General features: G+C 59.6%; 13 protein-coding genes. 8 read left to right on the top strand and 5 right to left on the bottom strand.

What is annotated here, in order from left to right; genetic code table 11:
- Window positions 1–248: 248 nt before the first annotated feature.
- Both J1N02_RS27610 and J1N02_RS27605 read right to left on the bottom strand, forming a co-directional pair.
- Complete coding sequence (locus J1N02_RS27610; protein WP_098479687.1) at window positions 249–2,240, bottom strand: hypothetical protein; 1,992 nt, start codon at window positions 2,238–2,240, stop codon at window positions 249–251.
- A gap of 150 nt (window positions 2,241–2,390) precedes the next feature.
- Window positions 2,391–4,355 (bottom strand): hypothetical protein, encoded by a 1,965-nt coding sequence (locus J1N02_RS27605; protein WP_421148058.1) that lies wholly within the window; start codon window positions 4,353–4,355, stop codon window positions 2,391–2,393.
- A 238-nt stretch (window positions 4,356–4,593) separates the two neighbouring features.
- On the opposite strand from J1N02_RS27605, the gene J1N02_RS27600 reads away from it, so the two are divergent.
- Genes J1N02_RS27600 through J1N02_RS27580 form a run of 5 tightly spaced genes read left to right on the top strand, consistent with a single transcriptional unit; the run spans window position 4,594 to window position 9,720 of the window.
- Complete coding sequence (locus J1N02_RS27600) at window positions 4,594–5,613, top strand: LacI family DNA-binding transcriptional regulator (RefSeq protein WP_098479689.1); 1,020 nt, start codon at window positions 4,594–4,596, stop codon at window positions 5,611–5,613.
- 60 nt (window positions 5,614–5,673) lie between these two features.
- The gene (locus J1N02_RS27595) at window positions 5,674–6,456 is read left to right on the top strand and encodes a sugar phosphate isomerase/epimerase family protein (protein WP_098479690.1); all 783 of its coding nucleotides are present in this window, start codon (window positions 5,674–5,676) and stop codon (window positions 6,454–6,456) included.
- Window positions 6,449–7,390, top strand: coding sequence for a sugar kinase (locus J1N02_RS27590; protein ID WP_405125915.1), 942 nt, complete (start codon window positions 6,449–6,451; stop codon window positions 7,388–7,390). Before J1N02_RS27595 ends, J1N02_RS27590 begins: the two co-directional genes overlap by 8 nt.
- A 45-nt stretch (window positions 7,391–7,435) precedes the next feature.
- Window positions 7,436–8,734: an MFS transporter gene (locus J1N02_RS27585; RefSeq protein ID WP_421148057.1), complete on the top strand. Its 1,299-nt coding sequence runs from the start codon at window positions 7,436–7,438 to the stop codon at window positions 8,732–8,734.
- Window positions 8,731–9,720, top strand: a complete 990-nt coding sequence (locus J1N02_RS27580; RefSeq protein ID WP_405125916.1) for a 2-hydroxyacid dehydrogenase — start codon at window positions 8,731–8,733, stop codon at window positions 9,718–9,720. Before J1N02_RS27585 ends, J1N02_RS27580 begins: the two co-directional genes overlap by 4 nt.
- Window positions 9,721–9,818: 98 nt before the next feature.
- On the opposite strand, the gene J1N02_RS27575 is transcribed toward J1N02_RS27580, so the two are convergent.
- On the bottom strand, window positions 9,819–10,523 hold the full coding sequence (locus tag J1N02_RS27575; RefSeq protein ID WP_141543040.1) for a hypothetical protein: 705 nt from the start codon (window positions 10,521–10,523) through the stop codon (window positions 9,819–9,821).
- A 156-nt stretch (window positions 10,524–10,679) separates the two neighbouring features.
- Window positions 10,680–12,305: a methyl-accepting chemotaxis protein gene (locus tag J1N02_RS27570; RefSeq protein ID WP_027606434.1), complete on the bottom strand. Its 1,626-nt coding sequence runs from the start codon at window positions 12,303–12,305 to the stop codon at window positions 10,680–10,682.
- 233 nt (window positions 12,306–12,538) lie between these two features.
- On the opposite strand from J1N02_RS27570, the gene J1N02_RS27565 reads away from it, so the two are divergent.
- The 3 genes from J1N02_RS27565 to J1N02_RS27555 are packed head-to-tail and all read left to right on the top strand — an operon-like array spanning window position 12,539 to window position 15,000.
- Window positions 12,539–13,966 carry a nucleobase:cation symporter-2 family protein gene (locus J1N02_RS27565; protein ID WP_027606435.1) on the top strand — a complete coding sequence of 476 codons (1,428 nt, stop codon included), beginning with the start codon at window positions 12,539–12,541 and terminating at the stop codon, window positions 13,964–13,966.
- Window positions 13,967–13,979: 13 nt separating this feature from the next.
- On the top strand, window positions 13,980–14,441 hold the full coding sequence (locus J1N02_RS27560) for an LEA type 2 family protein (RefSeq protein ID WP_065927877.1): 462 nt from the start codon (window positions 13,980–13,982) through the stop codon (window positions 14,439–14,441).
- Window positions 14,442–14,448: 7 nt separating this feature from the next.
- Window positions 14,449–15,000 carry a GNAT family N-acetyltransferase gene (locus J1N02_RS27555; RefSeq protein WP_027606437.1) on the top strand — a complete coding sequence of 184 codons (552 nt, stop codon included), beginning with the start codon at window positions 14,449–14,451 and terminating at the stop codon, window positions 14,998–15,000.
- 27 nt (window positions 15,001–15,027) lie between these two features.
- Here J1N02_RS27555 and J1N02_RS27550 read toward each other — a convergent pair whose 3' ends face one another.
- On the bottom strand, window positions 15,028–15,954 hold the full coding sequence (locus J1N02_RS27550; protein WP_027606438.1) for a carbon-nitrogen hydrolase family protein: 927 nt from the start codon (window positions 15,952–15,954) through the stop codon (window positions 15,028–15,030).
- Window positions 15,955–16,035: the final 81 nt, after the last annotated feature.

Below are 16,035 nucleotides of genomic sequence, written 5' to 3'. Positions count from 1 at the left end.
ATCACTCACTCGTTCAACAGGCGTTCCATAACAGAAAAATTCGGCCTGTTTCGAATGCAGTGGAAACTGGCCAGTTAAGGCCCGCAAAATTACCGGTGAGCACTAACGACGGATGTAGGAATTATCCGAACCATCCTAAGGAAAATCGCGTATCAATGGCGGGAATGGGGTAACGCAACTACGCAAGGAAGCTCATGACAGGTGAAAACCAAAGGGCGCCGAAGCGCCCTTTGAACAACGTGTATTGACTATTCATCCTCCCCGAGAACCGGCAGCTCCTCGCAGTACAGCGGCGGCGTAGACCGGTTTGCGAACAGCGTCGTTGTAAAGCCCTTCTCAGATGGCTCCTCAACGCCATTAACCATCGCAAAGTATTGAATGCTGACTGAGTTGCGCCCAGCAGGCCTGATGACGGTGGTGTAAGGCTGAATCGTCAGGAAGAAACCATTTGAAACCATATCCGGTGTCAACGGTAGCGAGTTGAACGATACAGGATCCCCCAATGGCGTAGTGCTGGCCCTGTCGCTGTATACCTGCCATTCCACGCGGACGACAGCGTCCTCCTGGAAGTAGGTGGTATTGCCCGGCACTCTGACACGTGCGGAAAAGTTAAACGGATCCAGATCCGTACAAGCCATATCCGTGCCAGCCTTGACGAAGGTCGGCTGCTCCATGACGACTATGTTGGCGTCGACCTCGACATTCTGGGGACGAGATCGCTGGAGGTTGTCATTGACTTCCCAACTCAAGGTATAGAACACCGGGACCGTGCCATTGCCAACCTCCTTGATGATTGGCCAAGGCACGTTGAGGGTAACGGTGTCTCCACCGGCTTCGCCATCCAGCTCGATTGAATCGAAGGGGTACGCAAAACTGCCCCAATAACCAGTAAGGGTGATACCGGGTACAGGCGGGGGAACCTCCCACAGCACAATCTCGACGGTCGCGTCGTTACCGAAATCTTCCGGCAGCAAATGGTTTTCCTGATCGGGATCGCTACCGTACACGTTCACCAGGTTGAGCCGAGAGTTTTCCGGGTCTGGCGTCGGGTCGGGGCCGGGGCCTGAAAGATCCACTTCAATGGTTAGCGTGGGCGCGGGATATTCGTTGCCATTGCGATCAACCAGGTAATCGATATCCGTGTCCACTTCCCCGGGGCCGGTACCATACACGTCGAAGATGATATCGGTATCAACCGGCAGCCTTAGAGGAAACGGCGTGTAATCCCTGACATTGAAGCGCCCAACGCTCTCGCCGCCCCAGGTGAGGTCAATGACATCCAGCTCCTCTCGCACATTGGCGTACTGAGGAATTTCCACCGTCACGCCATCGGGCTCGTGAGCATCCGCCAGATCAATCAGGCCATCGGCCGGCAACAGCGCCAACGGCACCCTCGCCTGCAAAGGATCAGGAACCCCCACCAGGTTCAGCCGGACGGGACAGGGAACAGATTCCCTGCTTTTGTTACGGGCCAGGTCTTTCAGGATATAAAACAAATAGTATATGCCAGCTTCCAGCACTTCGATCCGGTCCCATGGAATAACAAACTCAAGGCTATCTTCCACCGGCACCGTGTCGATCTCTGTAGCAAGAAGCGATGAGGAATACTTCGAGAAATAGACCGTGATTGTGTCACCGTCTGCTCGACCATAGTCCTCGTAATTCGGGTAGGTACATACCAATCCCTCATCATGTTCCTCTACATAGAGTTCGTCGATTTCCGGCCCTAGGTCGGCCGGTAATAACGGAGCAAACGGATGGATATCGTGTTCTTCATCGTCGTCGACATTGAATTTGTAGGGTGCCGTCAGATCCACCTCCAATGGCGCGATTCCTGACAGGGTAGGGAGCTTGTCTTCATACAAGATATAGGCAATTTCGTACTTCCCCTGACTCAGGCGGGAGGTCGGAATATTCCTGACAATAATGTCGCCCGCATTGATTGCACCGGCTCCCGAATAGCGAAGCGTATGCAGAGACGGTGCCCAATTTGTCACACCTTTATCGCGCATCACCAATTCCAGCCGCGCTTCTGCAGGAGGCACTTCAAGCGATGGCGCTACAAACGTAACAGGTAAGTCTCTTCTTGAGGCCGCTGCGAGGATCAGCCCCTGATCGTTTAGCGAGCTGAACTCCGGCGCCTCAAACTCAAAAATACCGCCGCCATACTTGGAAACATACTCTCGATTGAGCTTTCGAGAGGCAAGTGCAGCCTGTTGTTTCTTACTAAAGATAGTCATCTACGTTCTCCATAAGCGAATTATTAACGCCGGTTACCACTTCAATGTCACAGGCGAAACGAGAAATCGCTCGCCTTGAACCGAATAGTTGGCCCCGCCTCTAAAACACTTGAGACCACTATCGAAGCTCAATTTTATTATTGGACTCAGTCACTCGTTAACAGGCGAGTCCTGTTCCCCGTCTTCGTCGGGACCGCAATAACGTCCACTGGAGTAGCGTTGGTCAATCTTGACTTGCCTCTCCCGTGCCCTGCCTATGATTCTGGTGCCACGGAGCACTTCGTAAGACACCAGTGCCGAACTCCCCACGCTTGCCGGATTGTCTGACCGTATGGGCTTTATCTTTTCTTCATAGTTATCTTGCTTAAATATATAACCCTTCTTCGCTTCTTCCGCCGAAAGGAAATGCAGCAAAGAGTCTTCAGTCCCGTCAATGGGCCCGGTAAAAAAACCCTCATAACCCTGCCAACTCAAGAGCACCGCATCGCCTTCTCTGAGCTGTGTATTTCCCGGAATTCCCAGGGGGATATGGTCCCACATGGGAGGAACAGTCTGACAATTTATCCAGGCGTCTGCAGTTGCACTGGGAAATTGCACTTGCGTAAGACTCAATATAGGAACCACGGCCACTGTCACGTTGGTGAAGTTGGCCAATTGTTCATTAACGCCGTTAGAGGTCGTGTAATAAACAGGCATTCTGTCGTTATTGCCTGCTCCCGTGATGACATTCCAGGGAATATCACTGAACTCGACAATGCTGCCTTCCGCATCGCCCTTACTTACATCCACCGTGTAGTGTGCAACCGGTACAGCGGTACTGGGAAAGTTGCCCCAATACAGCGTCAACTTTTCCCCATCCTGAGGCCGGTGGTACAACGGAACACTGGCGTAAATGCGCTGATCCTGATCACGTATATCGATAAGGTTCTCGGTCATGGAACCTTCACCCCAGACCATCACGGCAGGAAGGTCGAGATTCAGCAGTTGCGGTGCATCGCCGTGGTCTGGCCCCGCCACCGTGAAGTTCCATCTGATCACCGTCGGCGGGCTGGGAGGGGTGGGGAGCGTTCCACCGGTGCGAGTAATGGTGTACGTAGCAACGCCGGAAGCTTGCCCCAGTCCCTGGGCAATCAACGTTTCCCAAGGGATGCTGACATCAAGAGGCAGCTGGGTGACCGGCTGTGGCGATAACGGCGTAGCGCCCCACGTAACCGTGACATGGTCCCCCTCCTGCCAATTGTCGTACAGCACCTTCCCCACAACGCCAAGGCGTGCATCCTGGCGATCAATCAAGCCGTTCACCATCGCCGGAACAACCAGTGCCTGGAGGTCGGAGGGCGAGGGATCCAGATCAACAATAACCGGTGTCTGAATTGATCGCGGCCCTGGGTTACCGGAGCGGTCCCGCAACACAATATGCATGTATTGAAGGCCGTTTCGATAAAGCCGAAACAGATCTCCTGGTACGGGGAAAACCAACGGCTCAGTTTCAGAAACAAAGTCAAAAAAACCATCAGGCGTATCCCGCTCCGGTGGTGGTGTTTCATCCGAAAGGTAATACTCGACCCGGTCCCATGCGCGACGGCCAGTGTAAAAAGGTATCCGCATGTTCACAGTCGGGTTCTCAGCCAGATAATCCTCATCGATGATACTGACGGGAAATTCAGGCACCTGGGGGGCGATATTGTTGTTGGGTGGGGTACGGTCCAGCACTAACACGCGCGTTGGCGAAGAGGTGGGCAAAGTGCCCTGCTCAAGCACCTCATAGCTCAGCAGCACGGTGCCGTCGTTCTCCAGATACCTCCGGTCAACGGGAATACGCAGTGGAAAAATCGCCGGATCAATCGGGCCATTGAACCGCCGGCGCAGGAGCGGCTCTCCCTCACTTCCACTACGGCGCCAATGAACGACCAGGACGTCGAAACTCCCCTCCGGCGCGGACTCTGGCCAAAGCTCCTCGATGACCACCTCAATATCCGAATCAAGGTACTCGCGCGGGATATACCCCTCGATAATCGGGGGCACGGCATCATCAAGGATGGGCACCTTGATCTCGGAAAAAGACAAAATATTGCTTCTGGAGACACGTCTGCGACGAGGGTTGGAAGTGTTCATATAACTGTCCTGCCGACGATACAACGGAAGATGCCCTTGGCAAGGATTAAGCGCCCAAATACCACGCTTGGGTACTGTCAAAACTAACAGGTAGGCATCGCCGCTCGTCGGTTTCAACAGCTACGTCGGCGCCGCATTGGCTTGACGGATCTTCTGATTTGGTGTTTTCTGAAACCGGTTTCAAGCATCCTTGTCGATGTTTAATGACCTCCAACACCAATAAGAAAGGCCCGCGACCGTGACCCCTTTTTCCGCCGCCCAACGCACCCGTGTCACCATGCTCGACGTCGCCCAACGCGCCGGCGTGTCCAAAGCCAGCGTGTCCCGCTTTATCGGCGAGGACCGCGCGCTGCTCTCCGATGCCATCGCCCTGCGTATCGAACAGGCCATCGAACAACTCGGCTACCGCCCCAATCAGATGGCCCGCGGGTTGAAACGTGGTCGCACGCGCCTGATCGGCATGCTGGTGGCCGATATCCGCAACCCCTATTCCATTGCCGTGATGCACGGCGTCGAAACCGCCTGCCGCCGGCACGGCTACAGCCTGGTGGTGTGCAACACCGACCGCGATGACGAACAGGAGCGCCAACACCTGGCGGCGCTGCGCTCCTACAACATCGAAGGGCTGATCGTGAACACCCTCGGCCATCACCTCGACCAATTGCTGGAACTGCAACGGGAAATGCCCCTGGTGCTGGTGGACCGCAAGGTCGAGCCGCTGCACAGCGACCTAGTGGGGCTGGATAACCCGGCGGCGGTGCGCATGGCGGTGGAACACCTGGAACAGCAGGGTTACCGCGATGTATTGCTGGTGAGCGAAGCCTGCGATGGCACCAGTTCACGGCAGGAACGCCTGGACAGCTTCAAGGGCGAAATCGCCCGGCACCCGGCGCTGACCGGCGCGGTGCTGGCGCTCGATGACGGGCTGGAACCACGCCTGCAAGCCTTTCTCGCCAAACCCGGCCCCAAGGCAGTGTTCTGTGCCAACGGCGTCGCCACACTGGCCTGCACCCGTGCGCTCAAGGCGCTGGACTGCAACCTGTTCGACGATATCGGGTTGATCGCCCTGGACGACCTCGACTGGTACCCGTTGGTGGGCAACGGCATCACCGCCCTCGCCCAACCCACCGAAGCCATTGGCGCCAGTGCGTTCGACTGCCTGCTCAAGCGCTTGCGCGGTGACACCGAACCGACCCGCACCCTGGACTTTTTGCCCCAGTTGATCATTCGAGGTTCGACCCAGCGTCCTTACACGTAGCAGAGTCGATTCAACCTTTATAACGTGAAAAAATGAAACCGGTTTCAGAGGTAAACAACAATGCACAAATACCCCGTCTCCATCAGCCTTTCCAGCTACGGCGCCGACCTGGTCCGCCAGCAAGGCCAATTGAGTTTTGTCGAACTGCTGGCCGCCGCCGGTGCCCGGCGCATCGAGTGGCGCGAAGAACTGCTGACCAGCGAGCAACCTGCACAACTGGCCCAGGCTGCCGCCGAGCAAGGCCTGGAGTGTGTGTTCTCATCGCCCCTGGAATTGTGGATCGCCGGCCGCGCCCAGCCGAATGCCGACCTCAACGCAACCCTGGACCGCGCCCAGGCCTTTGGTGCGCGCTGGCTGAAAGTCTCCCTCGGCTACTTCACCGATACCAACGACCTGGAAAGCCTGCACGCCCTGCTCGCCCACCATCCGGTCAAACTCTTGGTGGAAAACGACCAGACCCTGCACGGCGGGCGCATCGAGCCGATGCAGCGCTTCTTCACTGAAGTCGAACGCCTGGGCCTGCCGGTAAAGATGACCTTCGATATCGGCAACTGGCAATGGCAGGACCAATCCGCCCTGACCGCCGCGCGCCTGCTCGGCCGGCACGTCGACTACCTGCACTGCAAGGCCGTGGCCCGTCGCGCGGACGGCAAGCTGGTGGCACTGCCGCCCGGCGCCACCGACCTGCATCTGTGGGAACAACTGCTCACCCACATGACTCAAGGCATTACACGGGCGGTGGAATTCCCGTTGCAGGGCGATGACCTGGTCGACGTCACCGCGCAACAGGTGGCCGCCCTCGCCCTCCTTGGCCAACCCCGTGGGGAGAATGCCCATGTCTGAGATCGATATCCTCTCGTTTGGCGAAACCATGGCGATGTTTGTCGCCGAGCAGACCGGCGACCTGGCCCAGGTGGCGCAGTTTCACAAACGCATTGCCGGCGCCGACAGCAATGTTGCCATCGGCCTGTCGCGCCTGGGCTTCAACGTCGCCTGGCTGAGCCGGGTGGGCAATGATTCCCTTGGGCGCTTTGTGGTCGACACGCTGAAAAAAGAAGGCCTGGATTGCCGGCATGTGGCGGTCGACCCGTTGCACCCCACCGGCTTTCAGCTCAAGTCCCGCGAAGAAGCCGGCGATGACCCGCAGGTGGAGTACTTCCGCAAGGGCTCGGCCGCCAGCCATTTGTCCACTGCGGCCATCAGCCCGGTGCTGTTGCAGGCCCGCCATCTGCATGCCACCGGCATTCCGCCGGCCTTGTCCGAGGCCACCCGCGAGCTGTCCCGCGAATTGATGACCCAGATGCGCAACGCCGGGCGCAGCGTGTCGTTCGACCCAAACCTGCGTCCGTCGCTGTGGACCAGCCAGGAACAGATGATCCGCGAAATCAACGCCCTCGCCGGCCTCGCCGACTGGGTCCTGCCGGGCCTGGGCGAAGGCCGTCTGCTCACCGGTTTCGACGACCCGGCGGATATTGCCGCGTTCTACCTCGACCAGGGCGCCGAAGCCGTGGCGATCAAGCTCGGCCCGGACGGCGCCTACTTCCGCACCCAGCTGGACCAGGGCTTTGTCGCCGCCGTGCGCGTGGACAAGGTGGTGGACACCGTCGGCGCCGGCGATGGCTTTGCCGTGGGCATGATCAGCGCCCTGCTGGAAAACCTCAGCTTCCCCGAGGCGGTACAACGCGGCAACTGGATCGGCAGCCGCGCCGTGCAAAGCCGCGGCGATATGGAAGGCTTGCCCACCCGCTCCGAATTACCCACCCGATCCGTCGCTTGACCCACACCCTGTTGCCACAACTACAACAAGCTCAGGAGCAACCTTATGGACACCGTGAAACTCGCCACCCGCCGTTGGTGGTACATCATGCCCATCGTCTTTATCACCTACAGCCTGGCCTACCTGGACCGCGCCAACTACGGTTTTGCCGCCGCCTCCGGGATGGCCGAGGACCTGATGATCACCCCCGGCATGTCGTCGTTGCTGGGTGCACTGTTTTTCCTTGGCTACTTCTTCTTCCAGGTGCCGGGCGCCATCTATGCGCAAAAGCGCAGCGTCAAGAAGCTGATTTTCGTCAGCCTGATCCTCTGGGGCGGGTTGGCCACCCTGACCGGCGTGGTGTCCAACGCCTACATGCTGATCGTCATTCGCTTCATGCTCGGCGTGGTCGAGGCCGCCGTGATGCCGGCCATGCTGGTGTACCTGTGCCACTGGTTCACCCGTGCCGAGCGCTCGCGGGCCAATACCTTCCTGATCCTCGGCAACCCGGTGACCATGCTGTGGATGTCGGTGGTGTCCGGCTACCTGGTGCAGCATTTCAGCTGGCGCTGGATGTTTATCATCGAAGGCCTGCCGGCGGTGCTGTGGGCATTTATCTGGTGGAAGCTGGCGGATGAAAAACCCGCAGACGCCAAGTGGCTGAGCGAGCAGCACAAAAAAGACCTGGAAAGCGCGTTGGCCGCCGAGCAGGTCGGTATCAAGGCGGTGAAGAATTACGCCGAAGCGTTCCGTTCGCCCAAGGTGATCATCCTGGCGCTGCAGTTTTTCTGCTGGAGCATCGGCGTGTACGGCTTCGTCTTGTGGCTGCCGTCGATCCTCAAGAAAGGCCTGCAGATGGACATGGTCGAAGCCGGCTGGCTCTCGGCCCTGCCCTATCTCGCCGCCGTGATCGCTATGCTGGCGGTGTCGTGGAGCTCGGACAAACTGCAAAAGCGCAAGCGCTTCGTGTGGCCGCCGCTGCTGATTGCCTCCATCGCGTTCTACGCTTCCTACGCTCTGGGCGCCGAACATTTCTGGTGGTCCTACACCCTGCTGGTCATTGCCGGAGCCTGCATGTATGCGCCGTACGGGCCGTTTTTTGCCATTGTCCCGGAAATCCTCCCCGCCAACGTCGCCGGTGGCGCCATGGCGCTGATCAACAGCATGGGCGCCCTCGGCTCGTTCGGCGGCTCCTACCTGGTGGGTTACCTCAATAGCAGCACCGGCTCGCCCGGCGCCTCGTACCTGCTGATGAGCGGCGCGCTGATGCTGTCGGTGGTGCTGACGATTTTCCTCAAGCCCGGCGCCAGTGACCGTGAACGCGCGCCCATCTCGACCCTCGAATTGAAGGTGAAAACCCCATGAAAAAGTCTGTGGTTCTGTACAAGAAGCTCTCCGCACCGTTGATGGCGCGCCTGCATGAACAGTGCGACGTCACCCTGATAGACGCACTGGACGAGACCGGCCTGGCCAAGCTGCGCGATGCACTGCCTACCGCCCATGGCCTGCTGGGTGCCAGCCTGCGCCTGGATGCCGGCTTGCTCGACCTCGCGCCGCAACTGGAAGCCGTGGCCAGCGTGTCCGTGGGGGTCGACAACTACGATATCGACTACCTGACCCGGCGCGGCATCCTGCTCAGCAACACCCCGGACGTGCTCACCGAAACCACCGCCGACACCGGCTTCGCGCTGATCCTGGCCACCGCCCGGCGTGTGGTGGAGCTGGCCGACATGGTGCGCGCCGGCCAGTGGAACAAGAATATCGGCCCGTCACACTTCGGCAGCGACGTGCATGGCAAGATCCTGGGCATCATCGGCATGGGCCGCATCGGCGAAGCCTTGGCCCAGCGCGGGCATTTCGGTTTTGGCATGCCGGTGCTCTACCACAGCCATTCGCCCAAGCCGGCGGTGGAACAGCGCTTTGGCGCGCAGTACCGCAGCCTCGACGACTTGCTGCAACAGGCCGATTTTGTCTGCCTGACCCTGCCGCTGACCGCCGAAACCGAGAAGCTGATCGGCGCCGAGCAATTTGCGCGGATGGGCCCGCAGACGATCTTTATCAATATCTCGCGGGGCAAGGTGGTGGACGAGGCGGCGTTGGTCGACGCCTTGCAGCAACGTACGATTCGGGCGGCGGGGTTGGATGTGTTCGAGAAAGAACCGCTCAGCCACGACTCGCCGTTGCTGCGTTTGAACAACGTGGTGGCGACCCCGCATATCGGCTCCGCGACCCATGAGACGCGGGAGGCGATGGCCAAGTGTGCGGTGGATAATCTGTTGGCAGCGTTGGCGGGTAAACGCCCGCACAATCTGGTGAATGAAGCAGCAAAAAGAGCGCGCCCATTCAAATAAGCGCTGTCCGACTCAGGTTTGGCACGCTTTCGGCGCGACATCAACATTGTCGTTGAGGGAGAACCGAAAGCGTGCCAATTGTGCATACCTGCAGGACGTCAGAGGTCGACTTGAAGTCTTATTGGCGGAGAAGCTCTACTTATATTTCCGGCAAGGTCCTGTAGTTCATTCCAAAAATAGAATATCCCAGGGCCTGAACGGCTTATATCATCAGCCTTTAGAAGGTAAGTATTACCCTTTTCCTCTAGCGGAACCCTTTCCAAAAACGGGGGAAAGTTTGTGAACTCATCGCACCAATAGAGTCTGTTGGTATCCCCAGGTTTCCAGCCCTCTGGGTCCTCAAATGAAAACTTCACACCGCCGTGTTCATCGAGATAGTCGGATGTAACCTTTCCATCAGGCAAATTGGCAAGCAGCAATGGCCGAGCGGGTTCATCGTGGGGTGTGAAATCAATAATAAACTGCTTTGCCTCCGATATTATAGGTTGCTCGCCAGACATCATGAGTTCTTGCCTTAGACGATAAGTACCTTCTCTCGCAAGAACTGCAGGAAATGTGAACTCAAACGGAGGACTATCATCATCCATATCATCCTGAATCCTAATACTAAAGATCGGTGCTCTCGAGTCATCCAATAGAACGCGCAGCACATCACCCTTATACGCTTCATTAACTTTGCATTTAAATAGAAAGCCGCTTCTTGCATCATCGACAGAAATCAACCCTTCTGAATTCAACTCTCCAGGAATAACAGGCGGCGGTAGTAGCTCTTCAGAGCGTTTTTCATTCTTTGCGGAAACCATACTCCACCTCATTTTTGTGGTTTAAATGAGGTTTCAGTAATATTCTTCGCCGTCGACAGCGTCTACTGTGAACTTTGACAGGTAGGACCCGGCAGCAGCCAGTTCAGCGAGCTGACAACACTGGCCATTGACCGAGATCGTTACTTGCTTTTCAGATCAGATAACGAACCTCGCCACCATCCCATTCAAGTCCACCGCCAGGCGCGACAGCTCATGGCTGGCGGCACTGGTCTGGTTGGCGCCCGCCGCCGACTGGGTCGCCAGGTCGCGGATGTTCACCAGGTTGCGGTCCACTTCGCGGGAGACCTGGGCCTGTTCTTCCGACGCGCTGGCGATCACCAGGTTGCGTTCGTTGATCAGGCTGATGGACTGGGTGATCTGCTCCAGGGCCACGCCGGCGGCGCGGGCCATTTCCAGGGTGTCCTGGGTGCGCTGGTTGCTCTGCTGCATCGACTGCACCGCTTCACCGGTGCCGTTCTGGATGCCGGCGACCATCTTCTCGATTTCCTGGGTCGACTGCGCCGTGCGATGAGCCAGCGCCCGCACCTCATCCGCTACCACCGCAAAGCCGCGGCCGGCTTCACCGGCGCGGGCCGCTTCGATGGCGGCGTTGAGCGCCAGCAGGTTGGTCTGCTCGGCAATCGCGCGGATCACGTCCAGCACCTTGCCGATGTCACGGCCCTGGGTGGCCAGGCCTTCGATCATCGCGGCAGTGTTTTGGACGTCCTGGGTCATGGTCTGGATCGCGCCGACGGTTTCCATCACCCGGTCGCGACCCGACCGCGCGGCCTGGTTGGACTGGTTGGAGGCCTCGGAGGTGGACACCGCATTGCGCGCCACTTCTTCCACCGCCGCGGTCATCTCGTTGACCGCCGTGGCGGCCTGGTCGATTTCATTGTTCTGTTGCTGCAGGCCCCGGGACGCTTCCTCGGTCACGGCGCTCAACTCTGTCGCCGCCGAGGCCAGCTGCGTGGCCGAACCGGCAATGTGCTGGATGGTCTGGCGCAGGTTGGTTTGCATGGTCGACAGGGCGTTGATCAGGCGCGCGGGTTCATCGTTGCCATTATCTTCAACGACGCTGGTCAGGTTGCCACCGGCGATGGTTTCAGCCACCTGAACGGCTTTGCGCAACGGCGTGACAATGCTGCGGGTCAGCAGCCAGGCCAGCAGCACCGTGAGCAGTGCAGCGCTGACCGAAACCACGATAATCCCGGTGATGGCACTGGTGTAACTGTGCCCTGCCGCGTCGCTGGCTTGCTTGGCGTTGGCGGCATTGATCGCAATCAGCTTGTTCAACTGCTCGCCCATCTGATCGGTGCCTTCCTTGATCCGGGTATTGATCAGGGTGCGCATCTGCTCGACGTCGCCTTGCTTGGACAGCGCCAGCATGTCCGCCTGGGCCTTGAAGTAGTTATCCAGGGTGCTGACAAACGTCTTGTACAACGCCGCTTCCTCAGTACCGGCGGGTAATGCCGCGTAGCCGGCCTGGGCCGTCTTGACCTTGTCGACCAGCACGCCGATGCGGGTTTCGGCTTCCTGCAGGCCGGCTGGCTCGCGGTTGACCAGCACTCGAAATGACAGGATACGCATGCGCAGGACGTTCTCCGTCATCTGGGCCAGGTACGTCACGCTGGGCAGCTGGTTGCTGCTCATGTCCACCGAGGCCTGGCGGATCAACGTCATGCGGTTGGCCGCGAACCCGCCCAACACCACCACTAACAGGGCGATGAAGGCGAAACCGAGGGAAGCGCGAGGGGCGATATTCAGGTGACGGAGCGACATAAGGGCGATCTCGAAATAGAGTGGCGGCGCGCGTCCATGCCACGAAACGATCAGCCAGCGTCAACGCACTGCCTGACACCGGCCATCACTGTTGTTTTTGATAGATGGGCCTATAAGCAGTATCGGCAGGAATCGGGGTTTTATGCAGGGTCTTTATAAATATTTTTTTACACTTCTGACGCCGGGCCGTTTCTGGCATCCTGCGCCTCCATTTTCTGACCCGAGCCCTCATTTTGTCTGACGCTCAAGCCCCCCGCCCCCGCTATAAATCCGACCTGATCTACGGCCTCGAGGACCGCCCGCATTTCAGTGCGGCGATATTTGCCGCGTTGCAGCACGTGCTGGCCAGTTTCGTCGGCATCATCACCCCCACCCTGATCGTCGGTGGCGTGCTCGGGCTGGAAAGCGAAGTGCCCTACCTGGTGAGCATGGCGCTGTTTGTCTCGGGGCTCGGCACCTTTGTGCAGGCGCGCACGTTCGGCCCTATCGGTTCGGGGCTGCTGTGCCTGCAAGGCACCAGTTTCTCGTTTATCAGCGTGATTCTCAGCGCGGGGTTCATGGTCAAGGCCCGGGGCGGCGGCACCGATGAGATCCTCTCGACGATCTTTGGCATCTGCTTTTTCGCGGCGTTTATCGAAGTGGTGCTCAGCCAGTTCATCGGCAAGTTGCGCAAACTGATCACCCCGGTGGTGACCGGCACCATCATTACCCTGATGGGCCTGTCGCTGATCAAGGTGGCCGTTACCGACATGGCCGGCGGCTTTGGCGCCAGCGACCTGGGCGCGGCGAGCAACATGGGCCTGGCGGCCCTGGTGCTGCTGACCATCGTGGTGCTCAACCGCTTCAATAACCCGTTCCTGCGCCTGGGTTCGATCGTGATCGGCCTGGCCCTAGGCTTTGTGGTGGCCTGGTACCTGGGCCGCGTCGATATGGCGGCATTGCCCCAGGTGCCGCTGATCAGCGTGCCGGTGCCGTTCAAGTACGGTTTTTCGTTCGACTGGGTGGCGTTTATCCCGGTGGCGGTGATCTTCCTGATTTCGCCCCTGGAAGCGGCCGGTGACTTGACGGCCAACTCGATGATTTCCCAACAGCCGGTCAAGGGCCCGCTGTACATCAAGCGCATCAAGTCGGGCCTGTTGGCCGACGGCCTCAACTCGGCGATGGCGGCGACCTTCAACAGCCTGCCGATGGTGACGTTCGCCCAGAACAACGGCGTGATCCAGTTGACCGGCGTGGCCAGCCGCTACGTGGCGTACTTCATTGCCGGCCTGCTGGTGCTGCTGGGGCTGTTCCCGATGATCGGCGCGGTGCTGCAACTGATGCCCAAGCCGGTGCTGGGCGGCGCGACCCTGATCATGTTCGGCACTGTCGCCGTGGCCGGCATCAAGATCCTCGCCGAAGCCGGGCTGCACCGCCGCAATGTGCTGATCGTGGCGATCTCCCTGGGCATGGGCCTGGGCGTGGCCGCCGTGCCGGAAGTGTTGCGCGACCTGCCCAAGGCGCTGCACAACATCTTCGAATCGCCGATCACCGTGGGCGCGTTCTGTGCAATCCTGCTGAACATTTTCCTGCCGGAAGCGTTCATAGAGCTGGAAGAAGATGAATTTGATCCGGAGTCCTCTACCCTCAAAGTGATGCAGGACCCGGACGTCACGAAATAGGAGCACCCTTTGCATGCGCAAGCTCATGGTTCTATCGCTGCTACTGCTGAGCCTGAGCGCCTGTGCGCTGTTCCCCAACCGCGACCCGGTGAATATCAATGTGGTGGGCATCGAGCCGCTGCAAAGCCAGGACCTGGAAGTGCGCTTCGCCGTGAAACTGCGGGTGCAGAACCCCAATGAAACGGCGATCGACTACAACGGCGTGGCCCTGGATCTGGAGGTCAATGGCCGGCCGCTGGCGTCGGGGGTGAGTGACCAGCGCGGCAGCATCCCGCGTTTTTCCGAGACCGTGCTGATGGTGCCGGTCAGCGTTTCGGCGTTTTCCGTGCTGCGCCAGACCTTGGGCCTGAGCCAGACCCAGAGCTTGAACAACCTGCCCTACGTGCTGCGGGGCAAACTGGCGGGCGGGCTGTTCGGCACGATGCGCTTTGTGGACCGTGGCACGCTGGACTTGCCGAATACCGCGACCTGGTAATGACACCATGCAACCGACACTCTTTACCGAACGCCTGATCCTGCGCCCGCTGACCCTGGACGATGCCGAAGGGATCCAGCAGCAATTCGCGCATTGGGACGTGGTGCGTTACCTCAACGCCCTGGTGCCGTGGCCCTACCCGGCCGACGGCGCGCGCACCTACCTGGAGCACATCGCCCTGCCCGCCATGGCTTGTGGCGAGGAATGGCATTGGTCCCTGCGCCTGAAAAGCGCGCCTGGACAGTTGATTGGTAACGTCAGCTTGATGGACGAGCAGGATAACAACCGCGGGTTCTGGCTGGGGCCGCAATGGCAGGGGCAAGGGTTGATGGCCGAAGCCAGCGCGGCGGTGACCGACTACTGGTTCGGCGTGCTCAAGCGCCCTGTGCTGCGAGTGCCCAAGGCCGCGCCCAACCTGGGCTCGCGGCGGATTTCCGAGCGTACGGGTATGCGTTTGATCAGAACGGATGAAGGTGAGTTTGTGGCAGGTACTTTCCCACGGGATATCTGGGAAATGACCCGCGAGGAATGGCTGGAAAACCAATCCTCTAAACGCTGAGGGGCCCTGCCACATTTCCACCGGCTTTCAGTCGGTGATATAGCGCACACCTGGCTTGGCGCGCTCATCCACCACCAGCTCGAACACATCCGGGCGGGCGTAATGCCCCACCACGTCATAGTCGTACCGCGCTCGCACCAGGTCATCGGTGTCGATCTGCGCCGTCAGCAGCCCGGCCTCCCCCACCAGTGGCCCGGCGAGGATGTCGCCCATCGGGCCGACAATCACGCTGCCGCCGGCGATCAACGGGCGTTCCGCAGGCCAGTTGGCGACCTCGATGCCCAATGCCTGGGGCGAGGCCTGCACCTGGCACGCACTGACCACAAAGCAGCGCCCTTCATGCGCCACATGGCGCATGCTCACCTGCCACATCTCGCGCTCATCCACCGTCGGCGCGCACCATACCTCGACGCCCTTGGCGTACATCGCGGTGCGCAGCAGCGGCATCATGTTTTCCCAGCACACCGCACCGCCGATACGCCCTGCCGCCGCGTCGATCACCGGCAAGGTCGAGCCGTCGCCCTTGCCCCAGATCAGCCGCTCGGTGCCGGTGGGCATCAGCTTGCGGTGCTTGGCCACCAGGCCGCCCGTGGGTTCGACATACAGCACGGTGCAATACAAACTGCTGCCACTGCGCTCGATCACCCCCAGCACCAGGCTGGCGCCGGTACGTGCCGACAGGCCGGCCAGGGCCTCGGTCTCGGCGCCCGGCACATCGATGGCGTTGGCAAAGTAGCGGGCAAAGGCTTCGCGGCCTTCGGGCAGGCGATAGCCCAATTGGGTGCCGAATCCTTCACCCTTGGGATAGCCGCCGAGCAGCGCTTCGGGCATCACCACCAATTGCGCGCCGCTGCGCAGGATCTCGTCTTCATAGGCGAGGATTTGCGCCAGGGTGTCGGCCTTGCCGCCAGGCAGGGAACCGATTTGCAGGGCCGCCACAGTAGAAACGGGCATCACGATCACTCCAGATAAGGGGGGTTGCCCATTCTCTCGCCAGGCTCGATCATGAATAAAGCCCACCTCAGTGCTGAATGA

Source organism: Pseudomonas sp. NFX5 (genome assembly GCF_049132125.1).
Lineage (GTDB): Bacteria > Pseudomonadota > Gammaproteobacteria > Pseudomonadales > Pseudomonadaceae > Aquipseudomonas > Aquipseudomonas marginalis.
The sequence above is the reverse complement of the archived record's forward strand: the minus strand, read 5'-3'. Positions and strand labels throughout refer to the sequence as shown.

Coding starts and splice junctions, on each gene's coding strand:
- J1N02_RS27550 (WP_027606438.1), bottom strand. CDS start 15,954: ATGCCCGTTTCTACTGTGGCGGCCCTGCAAATCGGTTCCCTGCCTGGC.
- J1N02_RS27555 (WP_027606437.1), top strand. CDS start 14,449: ATGCAACCGACACTCTTTACCGAACGCCTGATCCTGCGCCCGCTGACC.
- J1N02_RS27570 (WP_027606434.1), bottom strand. CDS start 12,305: ATGTCGCTCCGTCACCTGAATATCGCCCCTCGCGCTTCCCTCGGTTTC.
- J1N02_RS27605 (WP_421148058.1), bottom strand. CDS start 4,355: ATGAACACTTCCAACCCTCGTCGCAGACGTGTCTCCAGAAGCAATATT.
- J1N02_RS27560 (WP_065927877.1), top strand. CDS start 13,980: ATGCGCAAGCTCATGGTTCTATCGCTGCTACTGCTGAGCCTGAGCGCC.
- J1N02_RS27595 (WP_098479690.1), top strand. CDS start 5,674: ATGCACAAATACCCCGTCTCCATCAGCCTTTCCAGCTACGGCGCCGAC.
- J1N02_RS27580 (WP_405125916.1), top strand. CDS start 8,731: ATGAAAAAGTCTGTGGTTCTGTACAAGAAGCTCTCCGCACCGTTGATG.
- J1N02_RS27575 (WP_141543040.1), bottom strand. CDS start 10,523: ATGGTTTCCGCAAAGAATGAAAAACGCTCTGAAGAGCTACTACCGCCG.
- J1N02_RS27585 (WP_421148057.1), top strand. CDS start 7,436: ATGGACACCGTGAAACTCGCCACCCGCCGTTGGTGGTACATCATGCCC.
- J1N02_RS27590 (WP_405125915.1), top strand. CDS start 6,449: ATGTCTGAGATCGATATCCTCTCGTTTGGCGAAACCATGGCGATGTTT.
- J1N02_RS27610 (WP_098479687.1), bottom strand. CDS start 2,240: ATGACTATCTTTAGTAAGAAACAACAGGCTGCACTTGCCTCTCGAAAG.